This is a genomic window from Bradyrhizobium sp. UFLA05-89 (genome assembly GCF_059803475.1).
The window spans coordinates 1-21,804 of the sequence record NZ_JBANBA010000133.1 but is presented as its reverse complement, the minus strand read 5'-3'; the positions used below and the strand labels follow the sequence as shown (position 1 = coordinate 21,804).

16 protein-coding genes and 2 pseudogenes are annotated in these 21,804 nt (G+C 58.9%); 14 read left to right on the top strand and 4 right to left on the bottom strand.

What is annotated here, in order from left to right:
• Positions 1–499 precede the first annotated feature (499 nt).
• Together SO139_RS40115 and SO139_RS40110 are read left to right on the top strand one after the other, a co-directional pair.
• Positions 500–691, top strand: coding sequence for a hypothetical protein (locus SO139_RS40115; protein ID WP_084801440.1), 192 nt, complete (start codon positions 500–502; stop codon positions 689–691).
• A pseudogene (locus tag SO139_RS40110) lies at positions 688–897 on the top strand (hypothetical protein). Before SO139_RS40115 ends, SO139_RS40110 begins: the two are co-directional and overlap by 4 nt.
• 322 nt (positions 898–1,219) lie before the next feature.
• Here the strand turns inward: SO139_RS40110 and SO139_RS40105 are convergent.
• Complete coding sequence (locus SO139_RS40105; RefSeq protein WP_449382385.1) at positions 1,220–3,100, bottom strand: patatin-like phospholipase family protein; 1,881 nt, start codon at positions 3,098–3,100, stop codon at positions 1,220–1,222.
• A gap of 441 nt (positions 3,101–3,541) precedes the next feature.
• Here SO139_RS40105 and SO139_RS40100 point away from each other — a divergent pair, with 441 nt between their 5' ends.
• From SO139_RS40100 to SO139_RS40090, 3 genes and pseudogenes are all read left to right on the top strand, one after another.
• Positions 3,542–4,558, top strand: coding sequence for a patatin-like phospholipase family protein (locus tag SO139_RS40100; protein WP_449382384.1), 1,017 nt, complete (start codon positions 3,542–3,544; stop codon positions 4,556–4,558).
• Positions 4,559–4,759: 201 nt separating this feature from the next.
• Positions 4,760–4,942: pseudogene (locus tag SO139_RS40095) on the top strand (IS110 family transposase); the annotation flags it as partial.
• Positions 4,943–5,038: 96 nt separating this feature from the next.
• On the top strand, positions 5,039–5,554 hold the full coding sequence (locus SO139_RS40090) for a 4-hydroxyphenylacetate 3-hydroxylase N-terminal domain-containing protein (RefSeq protein ID WP_449382383.1): 516 nt from the start codon (positions 5,039–5,041) through the stop codon (positions 5,552–5,554).
• 797 nt (positions 5,555–6,351) lie between these two features.
• Here SO139_RS40090 and SO139_RS40085 read toward each other — a convergent pair.
• A complete protein-coding gene (locus SO139_RS40085) occupies positions 6,352–6,879 on the bottom strand; it encodes a Crp/Fnr family transcriptional regulator (protein WP_449382382.1) in 528 nt (175 codons plus the stop codon).
• Between the two features lie 477 nt (positions 6,880–7,356).
• Positions 7,357–7,878, bottom strand: coding sequence for a hypothetical protein (locus tag SO139_RS40080; protein ID WP_449382381.1), 522 nt, complete (start codon positions 7,876–7,878; stop codon positions 7,357–7,359).
• Between the two features lie 143 nt (positions 7,879–8,021).
• Between SO139_RS40080 and SO139_RS40075 the strand changes: the two genes are divergently transcribed.
• The 3 genes from SO139_RS40075 to SO139_RS40065 all read left to right on the top strand — a co-directional run bounded on the left by SO139_RS40075 (position 8,022) and on the right by SO139_RS40065 (position 14,405).
• The gene (locus tag SO139_RS40075; protein ID WP_449382380.1) at positions 8,022–9,290 is read left to right on the top strand and encodes an NHLP bacteriocin system secretion protein; all 1,269 of its coding nucleotides are present in this window, start codon (positions 8,022–8,024) and stop codon (positions 9,288–9,290) included.
• A 100-nt stretch (positions 9,291–9,390) separates the two neighbouring features.
• Positions 9,391–11,505 carry an NHLP family bacteriocin export ABC transporter peptidase/permease/ATPase subunit gene (locus tag SO139_RS40070; protein WP_449382379.1) on the top strand — a complete coding sequence of 705 codons (2,115 nt, stop codon included), beginning with the start codon at positions 9,391–9,393 and terminating at the stop codon, positions 11,503–11,505.
• Positions 11,502–14,405: an NHLP bacteriocin export ABC transporter permease/ATPase subunit gene (locus SO139_RS40065; RefSeq protein ID WP_449382378.1), complete on the top strand. Its 2,904-nt coding sequence runs from the start codon at positions 11,502–11,504 to the stop codon at positions 14,403–14,405. Before SO139_RS40070 ends, SO139_RS40065 begins: the two co-directional genes overlap by 4 nt.
• A gap of 255 nt (positions 14,406–14,660) precedes the next feature.
• Here the strand turns inward: SO139_RS40065 and SO139_RS40060 are convergent, their stop codons facing one another.
• Positions 14,661–14,864 carry a hypothetical protein gene (locus tag SO139_RS40060; RefSeq protein WP_449382377.1) on the bottom strand — a complete coding sequence of 68 codons (204 nt, stop codon included), beginning with the start codon at positions 14,862–14,864 and terminating at the stop codon, positions 14,661–14,663.
• Between the two features lie 472 nt (positions 14,865–15,336).
• Here SO139_RS40060 and SO139_RS40055 point away from each other — a divergent pair, with 472 nt between their 5' ends.
• From SO139_RS40055 to SO139_RS40030, 6 genes are all read left to right on the top strand, one after another.
• Positions 15,337–15,717 (top strand): hypothetical protein, encoded by a 381-nt coding sequence (locus SO139_RS40055; protein ID WP_449382376.1) that lies wholly within the window; start codon positions 15,337–15,339, stop codon positions 15,715–15,717.
• Positions 15,718–16,345: 628 nt separating this feature from the next.
• Positions 16,346–16,546, top strand: a complete 201-nt coding sequence (locus tag SO139_RS40050) for a recombinase family protein (RefSeq protein ID WP_449382375.1) — start codon at positions 16,346–16,348, stop codon at positions 16,544–16,546.
• Between the two features lie 575 nt (positions 16,547–17,121).
• Positions 17,122–17,625, top strand: a complete 504-nt coding sequence (locus tag SO139_RS40045) for a hypothetical protein (RefSeq protein ID WP_449382374.1) — start codon at positions 17,122–17,124, stop codon at positions 17,623–17,625.
• Between the two features lie 992 nt (positions 17,626–18,617).
• Positions 18,618–18,890: a DUF6894 family protein gene (locus tag SO139_RS40040; RefSeq protein WP_449382373.1), complete on the top strand. Its 273-nt coding sequence runs from the start codon at positions 18,618–18,620 to the stop codon at positions 18,888–18,890.
• 383 nt (positions 18,891–19,273) lie between these two features.
• Positions 19,274–19,591, top strand: a complete 318-nt coding sequence (locus tag SO139_RS40035) for a DUF4399 domain-containing protein (RefSeq protein ID WP_449382372.1) — start codon at positions 19,274–19,276, stop codon at positions 19,589–19,591.
• Between the two features lie 91 nt (positions 19,592–19,682).
• Positions 19,683–20,912: a caspase family protein gene (locus SO139_RS40030; RefSeq protein WP_474802492.1), complete on the top strand. Its 1,230-nt coding sequence runs from the start codon at positions 19,683–19,685 to the stop codon at positions 20,910–20,912.
• Positions 20,913–21,804 lie beyond the last annotated feature (892 nt).

The window sequence follows — 21,804 nt, the reverse complement described above, 5'->3', positions numbered from 1 at the left end:
CGCCCGGGCTGCTCCCGAGGGTGGTGGGTTTTTTGCGCGCACTTCTGCCCGCACACCCACTGCCGGCGGCGCGACAGGGACTGGATCAATCCCCGTTAGGCGTGAGCACCCTGGTCGGCCAAGTCGCCCACAGGCGCGTCTTCGAATGATCCGGGATCAGCTTGACGTCCGACGCCGCTGTAGGGCGCCACGTGATTTCTCTCACAGATAAAAAATCCGTCCTCAGGCATCTACACGAGCAGTGAGGCACTGGCTCGCTTCGAGCCAGATGTTGTTCACATGAGAGGGGAGGAAGATCACGTCATGCCAGCATTGATTATCGGCGTGTTTCTCGTTGCTGCGTTCGCGATCAGTAAGCTCGTTTAGTAAATTGAAGTTCCCCGAAGTCTTTCAAAGCACGCTGCGGATGGTGAGACGCAGCACAGATTGAATAGCAAGGCCGCGCCTATTCTTCGCATAAAGGGTATGGTCCCTCTTGATAGTAGCAGGAGCATTCAATATGGGCGAGATTATTCGATTTGTCTCAAAGTCTGAGCGCGAGCAAGCCCGCTTAGTTCGAGAAGCCCTCGCGATATATGACAGCATCTTCCCGGCGGCTGATCCGGTCAGGGAGCAGCATGACAAGGCATCGATAAGTCATACGGTCAGCGGCACAAAAGCCCATCGCAGCGACGGGGGTCCCCTGTCGTGATCAAGGTCATCGCCGTGCTCTGCAGTCTCTCTTCTCCGATAGATTGCCACGAACAGATCGTCACCACCTCGGACTTCGCCCACATTTCGATGCAGTCCTGTCTGATGGGCGCGCCACAGCTCGCCGAGTAGATGAACCAGCGTCCGGCAGAGTGCCTGGCGGCATGGCGCTGCGTGATTGGTAACCAGGATCGCAGGGGAGCTTAGGGTGGAAAGCAGCCTCCCTAGACGCTTTGAACCGCTTAACCACGACCGCTGCGGTTACTGACTGGGACCGTTCAATGGCCAGCATCGAGTAAGTTCTTGTTTGCGGAGCACGAGTCCGGAAGTCGCCCCGTTTGAGACATACCCCGAGCGTCGACAATGTCTGCTCATTAGGCTAGACCGGAAGTCGCGGTCACAGTGTCATAACGACGCGATTGTCCCTGACCCGGACATTGGGCCTGATCAATATCTCAGGTCAATCCCGAGGCGCGGCCAATCGGCGAAATGAACAGCGAAACGCACCCGTAGCTCAACTGGATGAGCGCTACTGACGAGACTCGACGAGCACCGCACCTCGCATTGCCGGTTTTCCGGCAGCGAGGATGGCGGCCATTGCCGGGTTGCCCTCTGCTTGCAGCGCCACGATAGCTTGTCGAGCCCAAAGGTAAGACGCCTGAAAAATCTCAGTATGGCGGTCGAAGTCCGTCACATCTACCCCGATCGGACAGGGCGGGCGTATTACCAGATCGAGTGGTCCCGTCGGCAACGTATCGTAGCGCTGATGCGCCACGAGGCTTCGCCACAGCACATTGACGGCACTCGGCGCGGCAGGAAGCAGCTTCTTACGAAACGGCATCAGCATTGCCGCGACCAGCTCAAGTCGTCCCGGCAACGCATCATACGCGACATCAAACAGCTCAGCAGCCGGCTCGCCGAAATGCACAACCAGATTGGGGCCACTCTTTAGTTGATGCATCGGTGCCAGCGGAACATTATCGATCAGGCATCCATCGACAAGCATCGCACCTTCCGGCGTGTAGAACGGCGACAATAATCCAGGAATTGCGCTCGAGGCACGCACCGCCTGCCACAGCGGTCCCGAGCGAATTAATTCCAAATTATGGGTCGAAAGATTGGTTGCGACTGCCGCGAAAGGTCGCCAACAATCCTCGATCCGGCAGTCGTGGCCCAATTGACGGGCGAGCGCCCGATCGAACGCCTTATGATCCAGCAAGGCGTAACGCGGCCAGGTTGGCCGCCGGAAGCTGCGACTCTTGACGAAAATATCGTGCGTGCCGCGCTCAAGATCCTCGGCTTCGAGGTTTTTCGCAAATCCGGCCGCCATGGCAGAGCCGACACTAGTGCCGATAAAGATATCGAATACTACGCCAAGCTCGCAGAAGGCCTTGTAGACCCCCACATGCGCCGATCCAAGGCTTCCGCCGCCGCCGGCGACGTATCCAATCGCGCGACCCGACAGGAAGCGGATCAGACTGTCGAAATCAACCTGATCTTCCAGCGCGACATGGTGATGCATGAAGGAGGGCAGCCGAGCAAGCCAGGCCGTGGTTCCGCTGACCTGACTGCTCCGTCGATCATGAACGCGAACGAGGCGTCGCGCCGACCTTGGGTGAACCTCGCAGGCAAAAGCCTCGACATCCGTCAAGGGTCCGACCGGCGCATCGCCACGGCACCCGAACACAACCATGTCGGCCTGACGGATAGCCTTGCGTGTCCAGGCATTGTCATCGTGATCTCCGAGGTAAACTACGAGTGGCGCGGTGTGTTCGAGTCTGTTAAGCCATTCAGCGACATCGGGCGCATCCGGGGCTCGACCGGGAAACTTGGAGTTGATGCGGGCGGCATCAACGACCTCCGCATCGGTGGCGGCGAGCCCATCGCGGATTCGACGATCAAAGGCGCCAGGCAACAGCTCGCGTCCACCTTCGATTAGGGCCACCGTTCTGGCCTTTGGCGACGCGCGAAGCGGCGCGAGGCGCGCGGTCTCCTTGCCAAAGCGGAGCGCGAGCGCTGCAAGTACTGCCTCAACAATGGCAGGGGCGTCCCTGGCAAGCTTCTGGTAGGCCGTACGTGTCAACACGAGCACGCTGGTGTCGCGGATTGCAATTACATTGGCAGTGCGCGGGACATTTGCGAAGAAGCCGATTTCACCAACCAATTCACCGGAACGGAGCTCGGCGAGAGGTTCGAGTTCGCCATTTCGGCACACGGCTAGCGCACCGTGCAGCACCAAAAACAACGAGTCCGAGGGGCCACCTTGGGCAACCAGCCTTTCTCCCCGCACCAGATCCAGGCGAACCATTGCGTTCAGAGCCGTCATCCGCTGTTCTGAACTGAGCGTTCTGAACAGAGCGAAGTCCTCAGATACGTTCCACCATGCAAATGTCGCGCTCGCTTCATTCATTGGCGACATCCGGTTCGACTGCACCTCCAATGTTAATGCCGGGTCGCCCTGTCGGCTAGAATATAAGGGTCAGCGCACCAGCTCTTCGCACTGCATTCATAGAAGCACTGCAACATAGATCGCGAACCTATCCTGCCATTGCGACGCTGCAACCTTGGTGCCCGCTTTCGCTTGTGTCCCTTCGCGTTGTTTCGCGAGCGCGTAAGGTCGTTTTCAGGTAAAGCGGACATCAACTAGCAGGCAAGACCGGCTGACTCGGTCGAGAATGACCCAGAGCGTCATAGCCCGGCCCGAAATCTCGCACCGGACCGTCTCCTGCCGTATCGACGTGTGATATCCTTTCACTCGCACGAAGTGGAGGGAATGCGCAGTGAAACGCCGCGAGTTCATTACGCTGCTAGGCGGAGTAGCGGTGGCGCACAGCGTGGTCGGTAAGCGCTGATGCGTACGGCAAGCAAGACGGTCAACCTTGCCTTACAGGGTGGCGGTGCGCACGGCGCCTTCACCTGGGGCGTTTTGGATCGCCTGCTCGAAGATGACCGGGTGTCGTTCGAAGGGATCTGCGCTACCAGCGCTGGCGCTATGAACGGCACGATCTTGGCTTACGGCCTGACGATAGGCGGTCGCGAAGGCGCAAAACTCACTCTCGCCGAATATTGGCGCCGGATCAGCGAAGCTGCGGCCTGGGGACCGCTGCAGCCCTCCATTCTCGATCGTCTGTCGCAAAATCGTTGGATCGAGAGATCGCCAGCCTTCATGTTCTTCGACATGATGACACGACTGTTGTCACCCTATCAGTTTAACCCGTTGAACTACAACCCATTGCGTGACGTGCTCGAGAAGACCGTCGATTTCGAGCGACTGCGCAGGGAGAATGTCGTCAAGCTGTTCCTTTGTGCGACAAACGTCCGTACTGGAAAGGTGAAGATCTTTGAGAACCATGAGCTCACCGTCTCGGCCGTTCTCGCTTCCGGGTGCCTTCCGCAGCTCTTTCAGGCTATTGAAATCGATGGCGAACCCTATTGGGATGGCGGCTACATGGGCAACCCAGCTATCTTCCCGCTGATCTATGGCTGCCAATCCACAGACGTCATCGTTATTCACATCAATCCAATTGTGCGTGGGGAGATTCCTCGCACGGCGAGCGATATATTAAACCGATTGAACGAAATTAGCTTCAATTCGTCTTTGATGCGCGAGATGCGAGCAATTGCCTTCGCCAACAAGCTCGTCAGCAGAGGCGCGCTGCGCGACGAGATAAAGACGATGCTGATTCATGCCATAGAGGCGGAATCGTTCATGAAGGACCTCGGCGTCGCCTCCAAGTTTAATGCAGACTGGGAGTTTCTCACCTATCTGCGCGACGTGGGCCGTACCTGCGCTGAGGAGTGGTTAGCCGCAAATTATTGTCATATCGGTGTGCGTTCGACCATCGACATTCACGGCCGATACTTGTAGCGCGTTTAGATTGGTACAAAAACGCCTGCAACCCCAGCTCGTCACCAAGAATTTGGTTCTCGAGAGTTAATTGGGTTGCGTTCGTCGAGAAAGGTGGACCTCAATACTTGGTGCTGACGTCCGCTTCTGATGCTGTGGACGGCTCGAGAGTGCCAAGGAGTGGGCGCCGTTTGAGGCTTCCACGATTCGGAGGAGCAGCCTATGCGGTCAATTTCGATAATCGGCCTGAATATCGCCAAGCCGCTCTTTCAAGTGCATGGCGTTGATACAGCCGGCCAGGTGGTCATCCGCCGTCAGTTAAGGCGCCAGCAGGTCGTGGCATTTTTCCAGAAGCTGCCGCCCTGCTTGGTGGGTATCGAGGCTTGCGCGCCAGGCGGACAGCATGGTTTCATGGACTTCCGCACACTGCGTAAGGGAATGCGCGTGCGCAAATTGCAAACTTTAACTCGAAGTGGTTGACGCGCCACCACTCATGCGGCGTTGGACATTGCGCCGGAGCACATCGGCAACGTCAAAGTCACCCGCCCGCAAACCGGTGCGGAGTACCGGGACTTGCTGCGCGACGACCGCACCGTCTACATCTATGGCGAGCGGGTGAAGGACGTCACCACGCACCCGGCCTTCCGCAACACCGCACGCATGGTCGTGCGCCTCTACGACGCGCTGCACGACGACAAGCGCAAGCACAAGCTGCTGCTGCCGACCGGAACCGGCAATGGCGGCATGACACACGCCTTCTTCAAAGCGCCGAAAACCGTGGACGACATGATTGCCGGACGCGAGGCGATCGCCGAATGGGCCAAAATCACCTATGGCTGGCTGGGACGGGCGCCGGACTACAAGGCCGCGTTCCTGGCGACGCTCGGCGCCAATTCCGATTTTTATGATCCGCCAAGCGCTGGTACAAGTTCAGCCAGGAGCGCGGCTGGGTCTAAAGCCAGCCAAGCCTGCAAACCATCCGCTCTGCGCGCTGTGCAAGCTCGGCAGACGCGTTGATTATGCCTTGGCGGTCCCTCTGCTGGGTGAGCCTGATGTCCGTTCACGGCAGACTTGGTCATTCGGCAATTTGGCTCGATGCCCGGTTGCACAAGTTGGATCATCCCCGCCAACTGAGCCCGCTGGTAATGTTGTCGGCGGGCTTTTTTGGCCCCAAATTTGGTCCCAAACTGCCGGGTATGCACAGTTACCGGATGGGCCGAGCCTCGGCAGTTAGATCGCATGCTTGATCAGGTGCGCCGGGCAATGGGTAGCGGTGAGACCTCGAAATGGACGAATGCGAACGCGAGGACGACGACCCGACTGAGGAAACGCAGCAGCCGCCGGAGAGCCCGTTGATTGCGCCCAGATTTGAGTGACGGAGATCACAGCGAGAGGCCAAGCTTCAGCGGTACGCCTCTCACCACGCAAGGCTGGATGGTCTCGCCAGCCAAATGAAAGGAACCGCAACCGCGACGCGGCCGTTGGATTTCGCTTTGGCATTGCATCATCAAAGTTGTACACCTGTTCACGCCCAGCCAGAGGTGGCGAATAACGCTGGCAGTCCGGGGGCAGTTCCTTTTGGACCCGAGTAAGACCTTTCTTGTGGTCGCCCAATAGTGGTCAACGTTCTGCGGGAAAGGCGTCAAGTCTCGGGTTGTCCTGACCGGACCGGTAGCCGCTACGAGAGTGTCGGAGATAGGGGGTCCTCGAAAAGGGGCCCCTTATCGTTTGAGCGCTTCGTCACATTCACCGCCGCCGGCGCCCAGATCATGTTGTTGCTGTCGCTGTTGTTGATCCGATGGTGGGCAGCCGGCTCACATTGAAGTCCCCCGCGCACCGAAACCGGACATAAACGTCACTTCGTCATTGACTCGCGTGAAGCTCTGCAGCTCCGCAATGCGATTGTCGGCGCGGCGAAGCCGCCGACAAAGCTCGCGGTTGATATTCTGCATCACCATCACATACGCGTAGATGTCGGCCTTGTAGTACGCGTAGAGTTGTCGAGCCGTGAGCTCGTACAGGAGGGTTGGGCTCTGCGCGACGATGGTCGCTGATCTGTTCTGCATCTCGATAAGCGTCATTTCGCCAAAAAAGTCACCCGGCCCAAGACTCGCCATGCGAATTATGCGCCCCGAGCCGCCGAGCTTGCTCACCACGAGCTCGCCGGAGTGAACAACGAACATTGAGCGGCCCGGTTCTCCTTCCGCCACGATAGTGGCACCGACGTCGAAGCGGCGCTCGACCAGCATTGAGACCAAGAGATCGCAACTCCCGTCTGAGAGTCCACCGAAGAAAGGTGTGGCAAGCAAAAACGCTTTCAGATCGGGCGAGCTGACAGCCATCGAGAAAATATACTCCCGCTCCCAGTGGTGGCAAGCGGGCCAAACCCGACGGAACATCTCCAATAAGTATCGCGCGGGAGCCCGGGGCCGCCGATCAAAGCAGGCAGACCGGCCTGATCATTGTGGAGTAATTCTCCCCACTTGTGACGTTTGAAATTCCAATTTTCGTGACGACCGACCGTCCACGGCATACCCGGGATGGTCGGCCAGCGCCGAGACGTTGACGCCGCAGGCCGGAGGGAGAGCGCGGTGATCAAACTTGGGGAACCTGTCACGATCCTGGATTTTGATCGCCAAGGTCTGTCGGTCAGGAGCCGCCGGTTTACAAAAGCGCCACCAAGGTGTTCTCGATGGTGCTCTGCTACTCACTCGCTGATCTGGGCGCGCTCCGTCGTCCACTAGGATCAGCAAATAGTCCTTCGCTGTCATCTCCGGACGCGGGAGTCGCTTACTGCGCGGCGGCTTTATTCGCCCATGTCAAAGGCGAGCTCGAATGGAGGCCAATATGCCTGTCGTCGTGTCGATGATGGTTAGGGCCTGCTGAGTCTTGCCTTGCCCCAACGGATATTTGGTACACCGCTCGGATATCTGAACTAACCGTCTTCTTTCGCTGATCAGGATCGTGCTGCTCGTGTCGACGGCAAACTTGACGATATCCCGCATTGGATTTTTGTCGCCAAAGTCGGTCAGATCTTTCTCCATCGTGATCAGGTACTCGTAGCTTGCTAGTTCGTCGGAGATCTGAAGAAGTTCCCGGAGAGTCGAGTTGACACAGTCGGCGTCCTCGCTGGAAACATCGGGGCGCTTTACGGTTGCGACAAGGTCATTCATGAGGTTGGCAAAGAGCGGCCTAAGGCTCTCCGCCTGCCTGAAATCGCTCTCGGACAGGACGCCCGCACAGCACACACTGGGTAGGAACAGCCCAAGCCCCAAGCTTGCCGCCAGCATCTTTCGGTGCGCTCGCGCTGGGAACGAAAATCTCGTGATCAGGCCGTGCATCCCAATTGGTCCTTCCCTGCCACCCCTTATTGTTAGATGATTGTTTCTGTGCAAAGATCGGCCATCGTCGACTTCAGTTCACACTTGCTTTGCGTGCAGACATGTCGGCGTCTGAACCGCTCCCAAAGCCGGAGCATACGAGCATGACCGACGGGCCGCAACGGGCGTTTCGCACCGCGGCCCTAGACCGGGCTGCGTCTCCCGAGCAGCTCGATCATCTCGTTGTTATCACCAAGCCCGCTGACTGGATTCTTACCCTTGTGCTGTGCATTGCGCTTGTGGCGGCCGTGCTGTGGGGCATTTTCGGGCGCGTGCCCACTCGCGTCTCGGGCGACGGAATCCTGATCGGCAGTGGCGGTAAGGTCGTCGACGCCGTATCGGCCGCTGCCGGACGGCTGCAGTCGGTCGCAGTCACGGTGGGCGATCACGTCAGTAAGGATCAGCCCATCGCCCAGATCGTTCAAACCGAGATTCAGCAAAAGCACAACGCAGCCACCGAGGTCTTTCATGAACGCGAGCGGGAGCACGCCGACCGGGTGTCGAAAGCTGAAAGCGAACTCGCCGCCAAGAGCCAGAACTTTGCAAAACTTGAAATCGCCTTGCAACAGGTGATCAAGGCAACGAGCCAGCGCATCGGGTATCTCACCGTCGACGTCAAGAACCTGGAGGATCTGCTGGCCAAGGGATACACGACGCGGCGCAATCTGGAAGAGCGACGCCAGGAGCTGACCGATGCGCAACAGCGTCTTACTGACGCCCAAAACGAGATTTTAAAGTTGCGGTCGCAGAAGACGGATCTGGAAACGGATCGCGGGCGTGAAATTCAGCAGTCCGAGTTTGCCCTCAACGAGGCCCGGCGGCAAATGAATGCCGCAGCCGAACAGCTGAGCCAGAACACCCAAGTGATCAGCCCGATGGACGGGCGGGTTTTGGAAGTGAAGATTTCGCCCGGTTCGGTGCTAGCCATCGGCACACCGGTGATTGCGATCGAAAGCGAAGGCGCCAAGCTCCAAGCCGTCGTCTATGTTCCCGCGGAACGGGGCAAACAAGTTAAGCCTGGCATGCAGGTGCAACTCGAGCCGAGCACGGTGAAGCGCGAGGAATTTGGCATGATGCTGGGCAACGTGATCAGCATCTCTGATTTCCCGATGACGCCGCAAGGCATGGCCGCGCTGCTGCATAACGAAAGCCTGGTTTCACGCTTCTCGCACGACGGTGCACCCTACGCCGCGACGGTTGCGCTCTATGAAGACGCCTCCACTCCAACCGGTTATCGATGGGCCGTTGGCAACGGGCCGAACATTCATCTCACGAGCGGAACGTTGGCGCGGGCCGAGATCACAACACGCCGGCAGCGCCCCCTCGATCTGGTGATACCCCTGCTCAAGCACCTCACGGGAATTGATGGATAAGCCTTCTCCAAAGCAGCCAATCAGCGAGCGCGGTCGGCCCAAATCTTACGTCAGCCGCATGGCGAGCTGGTTGCCACGCCGACGCACCCGGCGGACACCGATGATCCTGCAGATGGAAGCCGTCGAATGCGGTGCGGCGGCGCTTGGCATCATTCTCGGCTACTACGGTGCGTGGATTCCGTTGGAGCAGCTTCGTGTCGCATGCGGCGTATCGCGCGACGGCAGCAAGGCGAGCAATATCATCAGAGCGGCGCGCCGATACGGCCTGACGGCGAAGGGCTACAGCGTCGAACCTCCGGCACTTGCCGAGCTTCCGACGCCTTGCATCATTCACTGGAACTTCAACCATTTCGTGGTCCTGGAAGGAATTGATAGAAAGCGCGCCTACATAAATGACCCCGCGAGCGGGCGTCGGCGGATCGATCTGGTCGAGCTTGATCTCGCGTTCACCGGCGTTGTCCTGGTGTTTGAACGGGGCGAAAGCTTCGAGAAGGTTGGCAGCAAACCGAAGGGCATAAGCCTGCTCATGCGGGAGCTGCGCCAATCAAAGGAGGCGGTGGCCCTGCTAGTTGTTGTCAGCATCGTCGCGGTCCTGCCCAATATTGTTGCCGCAGGATTTTCAAAAATATTTGTTGATGAAATTTTGATCCAGCACACGCGCAGCTGGCTTGTGCCGCTCCTGATCGGCATGGCGCTGACGGCCGCCTTCCGGGCCGTTCTGACCACCATACGCCAATCGCTGCTATTGCGGCTGCAGACCAAGCTCGCCGTCGTGATGACCAGCCGCTTTCTATGGCGTCTTATGACGCTGCCGCTGGAATTCTTCACCCAACGCCACGCCGGCGACATTGCAGGCCGTATTGCAGCCAACGAACAGATCGCCCGGCTGCTTTCAAGCGGCATTGCCGCCAATGCGCTCAGCCTGATGTCGGTGGTCTTGTTCGCCGCGGCCATGGCCGTCTACGACGTTAGCCTGACCGCGCTTTGCGTCGCAATCTCTTTGGTAAATGTTCTTCTCCTGCGGCTTGTCGCTTCACGCCGCCAGGAACTGAGCTATCGGCTGGCGCTCGATCAGGGAAAGCTGCTCGGGGCGACCGTGAGCATGGTGCGGACCATCGAAACCATCAAAGCAAGTGGATTGGAGGACGACGCCTTCGGCCGGTGGGCCGGTCTTCAAGCCAAAACCCTCAACGCCGAACAGAGGATCGGCGCCTCCGCCATCATATTGGACATGGTCCCGACCCTGCTCTCGGGCCTCATGATCGCAGCGATTCTTGGTGTCGGAGGCTTGCGGGTTATTCAGGGCTCCCTGACACTGGGAAGCCTCGTGGCCTTCCAATCCTTAGCATTGAGTTTCTCCGAGCCTTTCGTCAACCTCGTTAATTATTTCGGCGGCCTGCAAACCATCAAGGGAGCGCTCGAACGGCTCGAGGATGTCTACCGGTACCCGCTAGCGCCGCAACCGCCGGCACATGCGGATGCCTTGCCGCCCAAGCTTACCGGCCGACTCGAACTTCACAACATCAGCTTCGGCTATTCGGTGCTCGAGCCGCCGCTTTTGGCGGATCTTTCGCTGGTGATCCCTGCCGGTTCACGCGTGGCACTCGTTGGCGTGTCGGGCAGCGGAAAATCAACCCTCGGCAAGCTGATCTGCGGATTGTACAAACCCTGGTCCGGCGAGATTCGTTTTGACGGATGTAGGCTGACGGACGTCCCTGCGGACGTTTTTGCGAACTCCGTCGCCTACGTCGACCAGGACGTCTTTCTGTTTGAGGGAACCGCGCGAGACAATTTGACGCTCTGGGATTCAACAACCGACGAGCGCCATCTGTTGACGGCGGCCAAGGACGCGCTGATTCATCAAGACCTTGCGATCAGACCAGGCAATTATGACTGCCACGTCAACGAAGGCGGTACGAACTTCAGCGGCGGCCAGCGTCAGCGCATCGAAATCGCCCGAGCTCTGGTTTGCAATCCCTCGATCCTTGTCCTGGATGAAGCAACTGCTGCACTCGATCCGATCACGGAAAAATCCATCGACGACAACCTGCGGCGCAGAGGTTGCAGCTGCATCATCATCGCCCACCGCTTGAGCACGATACGCGATTGCGACGAAATCATCGTGCTCGAACGCGGGCGCATCGTTGAGCGCGGAACGCATGAAGAGCTTCTTGCGCTTCAGGCCTCCTATGCCAAGTTGGTGGCGCGCGAATGACCGATCGATTTGTCACGGAGGATTTCGTTGGGCATCAACGCGAGGTGCCGATCGGTCTGTTACACCGGACCGCGCTCGATGCGCGGCGCCCGATGCTTCTCAGCGACCAAGAGCACGTTCTTCAAGTGGCAGCCGGTCACGTCGATTTGTTTGCAGTCCAGCCGTCAGGCACGCGCCAGCATTTGTTTCGAGTCGAAAACGGCGAATGCATTCTGGACCTCCACAATGCCTGCGAGACCTCGGGTAGCCGGTTGCAAATCATCGCCGTCGGCCCCCCCGGAACTGAGCTTTTGGAGGTGCCGCGCAGGGCGGCGTCCTTTGGTCCTGTGTCTGGCTGGATTGCCCAATTGGCGACGTTCATGGTCCGCTCGGCGCCAAACGAAGCCATTTCCGAGCTGGTGAGCGGTGAGGCGATTGAACTGCACTCGGGCGAGCGCCGTCGCGGTCCGATGCGGGACCTCCTGTGGGCACACCTCGAAACCGGGACAGCAAAGGTCATGAACGTCGGCTCGAGCTTCGCTCCCGGACAGCCACCCTTCCCTTTGACTGGTGGGATGTGGGTGGAAGCCGGCGAGCAAGGGTGCAAATTGCGTCTCGACCCGAACCCGCCAGATTCCTTGGTTCTCTGGTCCGCGATTGATCGATTCCAGGTGGCTGTTATTGCCCATCTCGAGCGCGGCCTCGCAGAGGGCGTCATTCGAGAGCGGGAACGCTTGGTCCGCCGTGGCGAACTCATTGTGTCGCAAACGCTCGACTCGTTTGAGCGGCTCTCTGATGTCGTGGTCAGAAAAGCCGATCGTACGCAATCCGAATGGGACCCGACAGACCCGCTGCTTCGCAGTTGCCGCGTTGTCGGAGAAGAACTGGGAATACCGGTTAGGCTTTCGCAGCGCGCTCAACCTACAAGACAGGCCTTCAGCGACATTCTGGAGATCGCTCGCACAGCCCAATTGCGGATCCGCCGTGTGCTCCTGCGCGATGTCTGGTGGAAGACCGATGCTGGACCGCTCCTCGGTTGGCATGGAGAGGAACGTAGTCCAGTGGCTCTGGTGCGCAAGCGGGCGAACACCTACACGGTGTTCGACCCAAAGGGCGGAAGACATCGCTTGGTCGATCGCTCCGTTGCCGGCGAGCTCAAGCCGGAGGCCATCACTTTCTATCCAGTGTTGCCGTTCCGCCCGCTCCAATATCGCGATCTGCTCGCCTTTGCGATGCGAGGCGTTTCCAGCAGCATCGCGCGCATCGCGTTGGCTGTTATGGCAATCGGGCTACTGTCGCTGATCCCGCCACTGCTCACCAATGTCCTGGTCAATTCGGTTATCCCTCGCACCGAGATCGATCAGCTCGCTGTTTGTGCGCTAGCGCTGACGGTCACCGCTGTGGCGATGGCAAGTTTGCAGATGATGCTAGGACGGGTCACGTTAAGGCTCGAAGGTCTGCTCGACTATAAGCTGCAGGCCGCGGTGATCGACCGATTGCTGCGCCTGCCCACCTCTCTGTTTCGCGAATATACAAGCGGCGATTTGGTCGATCGCGCCATGGGCATCGACGCCACTCGCCGGATCTTCACCGGACGTGTGCTGGGCGGCTTTACGGCCTCGTTCTTTTCTTTCTTCAGCATTGGGCTGATGCTCTACTATGACCTCCGACTGGGCAGCATTGCACTGCTGCTCACGCTGATCAGAGCGGCTGCAATTCTTGCCACGAGCGCCGTGCGGCTCTACTACGAAACTAAACATTTCAACCTGCAAGGCAAGGCCAGCGGCTTTGTGCTACAATTGATTGCGGGCGTCGGCAAGCTGCGCGTGGCCGGCGCAACGGCGCGCGCGTTAGCGCGATGGTCGCAACAATTTGCCGTACAGAGGCGCTATTTCATCGCCTCGCAGCAAGCGGCCAACGCGCTGAGCACCTTTGATACCGCCTTTTCGATGCTGGCGACCTTGAGCATCTATGCGCTTGCCTCCTACACAAACAGTCACGTCCTGCTCGATCTCGGCGCATTCCTCGCCTTTCTGGCAGCGTTCGGACAGGCCACGGCCGCGATAGGTAGTTGGGCCTCAAGCGTCAGCGAATCACTGGTGACGATTCCTCACCTCAGCCGACTGAAGCCCGTAATTTCGACCCCTGCCGAGATCTCTGAGGAACGGCGATCGCCCGGAGAGCTATCCGGAGAGATCGAACTTTCCGGCGTCGTCTTCCGCTATATGCAAGGCGGGCCGAAGGTCCTGGATGACGTCAGCCTAAGCATTGCGACGGGTGACTACGTCGCAGTCGTCGGTCCCTCAGGTAGCGGGAAATCGTCGCTCTTTCGTTTGCTGCTCGGTTTTGAGCGCGCAGAAGCCGGCACGGTGTTTTTCGACGGCAAGGCGCTCAACACGCTCGACATCAGCGCCGTGCGCCGGCAGCTTGGGGTGGTGCTGCAAGATACCAAGCTCGCAACCGGAAGCCTTTACGAAAACATTTGCGGCGGCGTTGATTTGCCGCTGGAGAAGGCGTGGGAGGCCGCCCGATTGGCGGCGCTGGATGCCGACATCGCGCAGATGCCGATGGGAATGCATACGCTGGTTGCGGAAGGCGTGAATACGCTGTCGGGCGGTCAGCGGCAGCGGCTATTGATCGCCCGGGCTCTTGCGCGCTCACCACGGATTCTTCTGTTTGATGAGGCAACCAGCGCGCTCGACAACCAAACCCAGAGCATCATCGGCACCTCGCTGGAACGATTGAGCATCACGCGGATTGTGATTGCGCATCGCCTCAGCACCGTGCGCAATGCAGATCGTATTGTCATGCTCTCGCGCGGCAAAGTCGTGCAAACTGGAAGCTACGCAGAGCTCATGAGCGTTCCGGGTCCGTTTGCGGATTTTGCCAAGCGGCAGTTGCTTGAACCCGGTCATCGCTAGTCTAACGGCGGGGCGGGCGATCATCCGCAAGCATCATGTGCAGCATCACAGTCTTACGACTGGGATTGTAGCGAACGAAAGCGCGTCCTTGAAAGAGCAAGATCAATTGTGTGGCTGCCGGGCATCGACACCGTGTCGAGACCTCTTCCCGTAGTTCATTGCGCGAGGGTTCTTGTGTCCGTGAGAATTCTCGATTGAGAGTATCCGCGCACCCCTCGGGAGAAGCAGCCCGTGGAGTGCGCGGGCATTGCCGACTTAGCTGATGGATCCAGCCTGGACCCCGGTGTTCGTCTGAGGGCCGGCCACCTGGACAACGGAGCCGCCGAGAGCAACACCGGTCTGGTTGAGCGAGTTATTCTGAAGAAGAGTCTGGGTCAACGTCGGGATCGAGATTGAAGCAACGTTGGTAGTACCGCCAGCCACCGCCTCGAGGTCCGTATCGATGAGTTCACGAATCATGATGATTTATCCAAAGAGTTTTGTATCTGTGAACAACATCTGGCTCGAAGCGAGCCAGTGCCTCACTGCTCGTGTAGATGCCCGAGGACGGATTTTTCACGTGGCGCCCTACAGCGGCTCTCGGACGACAAGCTGATCCCGGATCATTCGAAGACGCGCCTATGGCGACTTGGCCGACCAGGGTGCTCACGCCTAACGGGGATTGATCCAGTCCCTGTCGCGCCGCCGGAAAGCATGTCGATGCGGCAAATGCCGCTACCAGTTGCGTAATACCAGCGCCCGTCAGCCCAACAGGTGGCGTGATGACGCGCGTGCGCACATTACCGCCGCTTGTTCAGCTGACATCAACGTATGATTGTTGTGCCATCTTTCGTGGGTGTCCCACCGACGCAGGGGACTGTCCTAGGGCAACGCTTGCTCGAATTGAGGGGGCCATCGCCTGAATTGAAATCGCGCAACAGGAGGGAATGCCATGAGACACGATTACAAAATCGCAATGGTATTGATCTTCGCCAATATGTCGGTTTCGGCTTTTGCTGGCGACAATCTGAAAGGCACCTATGCCGTCGCTGGCACTTCGACATGTCTAGCGGCCCCGTCAGGATTTGCAAACGACAGCGAGGGAAATCCGACGATTGCGAATGGCACCGATAGCGCTTGGAAGTCGGCCACAAGATGCCAGGTTCGGGTCATTGCCGGTAAGGCTCGGATCAAGCATATGATTATGCTTCGCGTCCAAGAGCCGACATTGCGTGCTGATGATTGCACCCAAAATAAAGGCCCCGACGATGCACGTCGGGGCTTCTCGAGGATCAGCAGGCTCGGGTACATCCGCCGGACTTCTGATCATTGACGCTGCATTACCGCACTCAATCTAGCGCAGACTGTGACCAGGGGCACTCAGGTTGATACCTCCTTGCGCCTCTGCCTCGTAGTTCGCGACCAGTTCGCCGGACCGAACGAACTGGTCGCGTGCCCGGCAGCCCTACATCATCCCGGTCACCGGGAATTCAATCATCGCGTAAGCAGCCCAAACGCCCAAACCTCCGCCTAAGCCCTTGCGCCGACCTACTACCCACGACAGCAGCCTCGATCCCATCAACCGCTGACAGCGTTGCCGCGACGTCGTCATTGTCCTTGCCCTGGGCGTTGGGGGCTCGACCCATAGCGCGTGGCGCTGAATCCCATCACCGACAGTCGGCTCCGGCCTTGACTTGCCGCAGTGCCGTGCATCACAGTCGAGGAGAGGCCGATATGTTGTCATCCGGCAGTTAGCGCACCGTAGCAGTTTACTGTTCGCGGTAAGCGCGGCGGGACAGGTGGCCTCCTCAGCGCCTGTCCCGCTGTCCCAACCCTCTTCGTCCGCGCGACCGCTGCCGGCCCCATTGGCGATGGCTCGGCGTAGTCGCCCCACTTCGCCGGCGCCCGTTGAATTCACGGGCTGTTCGCGAGCATCAAAAAGCTCCACGTTGGAGCAAGCCATGAAGCGTATCGGCATTTATCTGCGTGTCAGCACTGACGGACAGACCACGGAGAACCAGCGCCGCGAGCTGGAGGCGGTCGCCAAGCGCTCGGGCTGGGTGATCGTCGGCCTCTACGAGGACGCCGACGTCAGCGGCTCCAACGGCCACAACAAGCGTCCTGGCTTCGATCGGCTGCTGAAGGATGTCACCGCCCGCTAGATCAACATGATCACGGCCTGGAGCGTTGATCGCCTCGGCCGCAGCTTGCAGGATCTGGTCGGCTTCCTGGCGACCTCCAGGCCGTGAAATAAGTGCGACCTGTACCTGCACCAGCAGGCGCTCGACACCACGCCCCCCTCGGGCGCACGATGTTCCAGATGTGCGGCTTGTTTGCCGAAGTCGAGAAGGCCATGTCGTCGAGCGCGTCAACGCCGGCCTCGCACGCGCCAAGGCAAACGGCGTGAAGCTAGGCCGTGACAGCCGCAAGGACGGCCACAGAAGCGCTGATGAGAAGCGCTGGGGGATGAAGCAGGGTCGAGCTCCAACGACGCATCAGGCGGCTGCGCAGCGAAAGCAAGGGCATTCTCACGATCACCCGCACGATCGGCGTCGGCACCAGCACCGTGCAGCGCGCCTTGGAGGCGTCATGACTGACCGCCGGGTCGATTCAAGAACTTCCGGCGCTGAAGGCGCGCTCATAGATCGAACCCATAGCCGTTTCTGAGTGATACAACGGTTGCGGCTTTATGGTGGCTACGAACGCAACGAAGCACAGCGCTAAGAGCGCGAAGGTCATGAGACTGAAAGTGTGGTTCAGGGTCACCTTCGCTCCATTAGTTCATGCGAACCGCACCATGAAGAGATCGACCCGAATCTTCCGTGACGGCACTCACAAATCTCTGTCTTCCCTGCCCGGTGCCGCAGACAAGTCGATCTCTTCAAGATCAATCATGATCACGACTCGCCTAAACTGCGGCTGCCCGGCTGATAAAGCCGGAGTTCTGCTGACCACCGAGCAGATTGACGGCGGTGGCGTTAGCGCCGACAGCCACAGCAACCTGCACGGCAATGTTCTCCTGTATGAAAATATTGCCGAAATTGACGATATTGCCGAAATTGCCGAAGCTAAAAAGCCCGTGATGTCCATGATGCCCGTGATGCCCGTGATGCCCTCCACACACAGCGTCGAGGTCCGTATCGATCAGTTCACGCATTTCACTCATAGATTTCCTCCTCAGGGGTTGCAATCAACAACATGTGGCTCGAACCATACTGAAGGGTGGCTTTTCTATCTGTGACGGAAATCACGGGCGGCAATGGCTTGCTCACGGCCCACGTGTTCGATGGGAATGCTGCTCGACATACTCGCGGCCATCGCACGCAACGAAGACCGCCGCCGCCGGCAGGCGCAAGGGTAAGCCAAGACCAGCGCAGAGGGCCGCCGATGTCGAGCGTAACAAGGCATTTCCCGCATGCTGCCAAGACTGTCGCAGAGCACTATCCCGTCCGACACGGCATGCAGCCGCGCCACCATCGCGAAGTAGCCAAGCAAATGGACGCTGCGGGACTCAGGGAAGGCAGAGGAGGCTCTACATTGTGAGCGCCGTCACGGAAGATTTGGGTCAATCTCTTCATCATCGGGTTCATGGCTGCATGATGCAGCCCCAGACAAAAAGGCGGCGAGGAACACGGATGAACCTAAACTGCATTTTTAGTCTTATCATCTTCGCAATCGGAGCGCTGTGCTTCGTGGTGTTCATAACCACCCTAAAGCCACCGCTGCATCGCTCAGAAATGGCCGTGGGCTCTATTTATGGCCGCGGAGTAACGACCTAGACTAGCCGATAAATATAGAAATTCGTACGGCCCTCTGTAGGTCACTGGCGGGGCAATTCAGCCCCGCCACTAATCGACAGGCTTCCGAGCCTCTTCCCTATGTCGCGTTTCCAAGCACTGCAAGATGATGCAGCGTTTTGCTGCTATCTCCGACGGCAATGCGCCCGGTTCCAGCGACGGCGGGCGCGGCCGAGGGGACGCAGGTACGACAGCTGCCGCCGAGGTTCGGCTAACGACGGGGCAGCACGGCTGACGCCCCAGCCATCGGCCTAGCGCTGACGTTGGATCCATGCCTCGTCCGTGAATGTGAGTTGAGGCCGGACCGATCACAGCCCCGCGAGGCTCCCAAACCGCACCATGTAGCGGATGATCACGGACAATCCCTTTTGCGGCGCAGTATGTCTCCGGCATGCAGGGTCGAGCTTCCTCGCCCGGATGTTGCAAGGAGGCGTACATGACTCAGGTCTATTTTCATTGCTCGAACGCTAAGGGAGTACTGATGGATCGTCGCGGTACATTCGTATCCGACCTGATCGAGGCGTGTGAGGAGGCCACCCGCAGGATGCGATCCCTCGTCGTAGCCGCCAATCTGGAAGAATGGCGGCAGTGGGCCCTGCATGTCAGCGACGAGATTTTCGTTCTGCCGTTCGCATTCGTGCTCGGCAAGCCGCACTGGGAGACAGCCATGCTGTCAGAGCCATCATTCATACTTCTTCGTCAGAGGTGAATGCGATCACGACAGCAATCATCCGGCGTGCCTTCGCCGGAGCGATACTCGTCCAACGGGACTTCCGTCGCAGCCCGGACACAATTGAACAGCCTGCTGCTCCAAACGGTACATTTGGGAAGACTACGTAAAGCTCTTGCCTCCCGGAATCGTGCAGCGGCCTCTCTAAAGAATCTGCGGATTGTGAGAAAACTCACAGACAAGACGGCGGATTTCATCTTGTGATCTCCGGTCGGCTCTAACGATCGGGAGTATGCACACGTCACATTCAATGTTGCATAGCAGCCGTGACCGGCAAGGCGACGGTCGCGCCGCGGTTTCATCTATCCCAAGAACGGCTTCTATATTTCTCCGAACCGGTGATCCGATTCGGTTTGTTGAACATGGGCGTGGCGCCCGCGGGCTACGACAAACCCAACACCTGCCATCATCGTTTGCTTGTCGATGCCGAGTTGCCTTCGCTCGACCAGCCGCTCCTGAACTACTTCAACCACCTGCACTTCGGCGCTGGCCAGATCGAAGCGAAGATCACGCTCCCGATCGGCCAGCACAAACTGCGCCTCCTGTTCGCCGATTTCGCCCGCGTGCCGCTCGATGCGGCGATGTTCTCCGACATCATCAACGTCACCGTGACGGAGAACGGCCAGCCGCCGGCAAAGCGCAAATACCGCCATCGCCCCTCGCGGAGTTACGGATATTGATGCAGCAATGAAACCGCGCCGGCTCTTGATCCACGTCCTCTGCCTCATCGTCAGCGCGATGTTCGCCGATGCGGCCGCAGCGGAGCGTCGCGTGGCGCTGGTCGTCGGAATCTCCGCCTATACGAACGCACCGACGCTACCCAATACCGGCAACGACTCCAAAGCGATCGCAGCGCTGTTCAAATCTATCGGTTTCGACGTCGTCATTTCGCGCAACGATCTCGGCGTCGTCGACTTCAAGCGCACTGTGCGCGAGTTTCTCATTACTGCAGAGAACGCCGATGTGGCGGTGGTCTATTACGCCGGTCACGGCATCGAGATCGGCGGCATGAATTATCTGATACCGATGGATGCCAAGCTGAGCCACGACTACGACGTCGACGACGAGGCTATCGCGATCGATCGCATCATCTGGGCGCTGCAACCGGTACGTCGCCTGCGTTTGATACTACTCGACGCCTGCCGCGACAACCCGTTTGCGGCCAAGCTGCGATCCGCAAGTCGCGCGCCGACCAGAGGCGGGCTCGCGAGGCTTGATGAAGTCAGTGCCGATACGCTGGTGGCCTACGCCGCAAAAGCCGGCTCGATTTCCTACGACGGCGACGGCGTGAACAGTCCCTATGCGACCGCGCTGCTGAGATACCTTGCCGAGCCCGGCGTTGACATTCGTATCGCACTTGGTCGTGTCCGCGATGCGGTTATCGCCATGACCGGTGGACGGCAGGAGCCGTTCATCTATGGTTCTCTCGGCGGCGCAACCATCTCCTTAGTGCCGCAGTTGGGTGCAACAATTGTCGCGCCGGCACCGCCGCCCCTGGCCCCTCCGCCAGTTCTGGCGCCGGCCGCGCCGAAGCCGACCGTGATCAATCCAACGCCGCCAAGCGCGCCACCGGCTGCGAAGGCGGACCTGCCCAAGCCGCCGCTTCCCGCGCAGCCCGCCCCCGAAATCACGGACCCCTGTGTCCGCGACGAAGCGAGGCTGGCTCGTCTGCGCGCCAATCCAGCGCCGGACGAGATCACCAACTTCCAACGCGAGGTCACCTGCAAGCGGCTCCGTCCACAAGTACAGCGTCTGTTTGAGAGTATTGATAGCAATACCGCTCCGCCTTCTGGCGGAAATGCGGCGCCGCAAGCCGCTCCGAAGCTGCAGGCACTGAACGAGTCTGCCCGCTTGGAAGATGCTTGCACCCGCGACATGGCGCGGTTGCTGAGCGTGCGCGCTGAACCTACGTTCGAGGCGATCACCAAGTTCGAGCAGGAATTGGGCTGCGAGCGGCTCCGGTCCCAGCTCCGCCGATTGCGCGAGAGCGTCGCTCCTTGATCTCGTCTGGACACTTCGCGATGTGTCCATGAGATTTCCCGATTGAAATTTGTGCCCCGCAAACCCCGCCAAGAGGGGGCCTCTCCTGGGAAATTGCCGGTCACTCAAATACGAGACAACATTCGCTCGAGTGCGTCGCTGTTAGGATCAGTCGCGTTCGAAAACTTTGGCGCCAGGGTAAACTCGGCGGGCGTACATAACGACCAGCTCCCGGTCCTGAGTCTCCAGGAAGGGAGTTCGGAGCTGGCACGACCCGACGACGAGGTGCCACAAACCATTAAGTCTTTGAATCACGATGCTCATAGTGTGTTCCTCGAAGAACCGCAAACAACTGTTCGACGAGACACTCTTACAAGTCACGCGCTGGGGCCGTGATCCCAATCACATATTGCAGAGCGTAACTCGAACCCTCACTATTCGATCACCGATGGATCGCCTGCTTTGCGCTGATTCAGGTCTGCTTCAAGCATCGATTCGAAGATTATGATCGGCAACCAAAACACAAGCATGGCAATTTCCTCCGTCGCATAACAACCCTCAGCTTTCAGAGCTCGTTCCCAAAATAAACGGCCGAGTGCCAGGAACGTTTTCGTTTCTTATCAAACAACTGCGTAGTTCTTCGCTGCTTTGCGGCGCGATAGTTCGCCGGCTTTTCGTGGTTGAGAAGCCGCACCGACCACAGCTCGACCTATTGATCGCTCGCAATCGTCGGAATTCCCTAGAACCTGTACGCGTCGCCGTGTGCAGCATAGAGGAGCTGAGCGTGCGGGACCGAGAGGACCGATCACATCCGCTACCTTACCGGTCTAGTGCTTCATCTCTATAGCCAATCGATCAGCATTACAGCAAGACCGCGGCTAATTTCCGCTGTCAATGAAGGTCACCTATCCGC

Bases quoted from the DNA above. Each gene is read 5' to 3' on its own strand.
- SO139_RS40115 (WP_084801440.1), top strand. From the start codon at position 500: ATGGGCGAGATTATTCGATTTGTCTCAAAGTCTGAGCGCGAGCAAGCC.
- SO139_RS40105 (WP_449382385.1), bottom strand. From the start codon at position 3,100: ATGAATGAAGCGAGCGCGACATTTGCATGGTGGAACGTATCTGAGGAC.
- SO139_RS40100 (WP_449382384.1), top strand. From the start codon at position 3,542: ATGCGTACGGCAAGCAAGACGGTCAACCTTGCCTTACAGGGTGGCGGT.
- SO139_RS40085 (WP_449382382.1), bottom strand. From the start codon at position 6,879: ATGGCTGTCAGCTCGCCCGATCTGAAAGCGTTTTTGCTTGCCACACCT.
- SO139_RS40080 (WP_449382381.1), bottom strand. From the start codon at position 7,878: ATGCACGGCCTGATCACGAGATTTTCGTTCCCAGCGCGAGCGCACCGA.
- SO139_RS40075 (WP_449382380.1), top strand. From the start codon at position 8,022: ATGACCGACGGGCCGCAACGGGCGTTTCGCACCGCGGCCCTAGACCGG.
- SO139_RS40070 (WP_449382379.1), top strand. From the start codon at position 9,391: ATGATCCTGCAGATGGAAGCCGTCGAATGCGGTGCGGCGGCGCTTGGC.
- SO139_RS40065 (WP_449382378.1), top strand. From the start codon at position 11,502: ATGACCGATCGATTTGTCACGGAGGATTTCGTTGGGCATCAACGCGAG.
- SO139_RS40060 (WP_449382377.1), bottom strand. From the start codon at position 14,864: ATGATTCGTGAACTCATCGATACGGACCTCGAGGCGGTGGCTGGCGGT.
- SO139_RS40055 (WP_449382376.1), top strand. From the start codon at position 15,337: ATGAGACACGATTACAAAATCGCAATGGTATTGATCTTCGCCAATATG.
- SO139_RS40050 (WP_449382375.1), top strand. From the start codon at position 16,346: ATGAAGCGTATCGGCATTTATCTGCGTGTCAGCACTGACGGACAGACC.
- SO139_RS40045 (WP_449382374.1), top strand. From the start codon at position 17,122: ATGAGACTGAAAGTGTGGTTCAGGGTCACCTTCGCTCCATTAGTTCAT.
- SO139_RS40040 (WP_449382373.1), top strand. From the start codon at position 18,618: ATGACTCAGGTCTATTTTCATTGCTCGAACGCTAAGGGAGTACTGATG.
- SO139_RS40035 (WP_449382372.1), top strand. From the start codon at position 19,274: ATGGGCGTGGCGCCCGCGGGCTACGACAAACCCAACACCTGCCATCAT.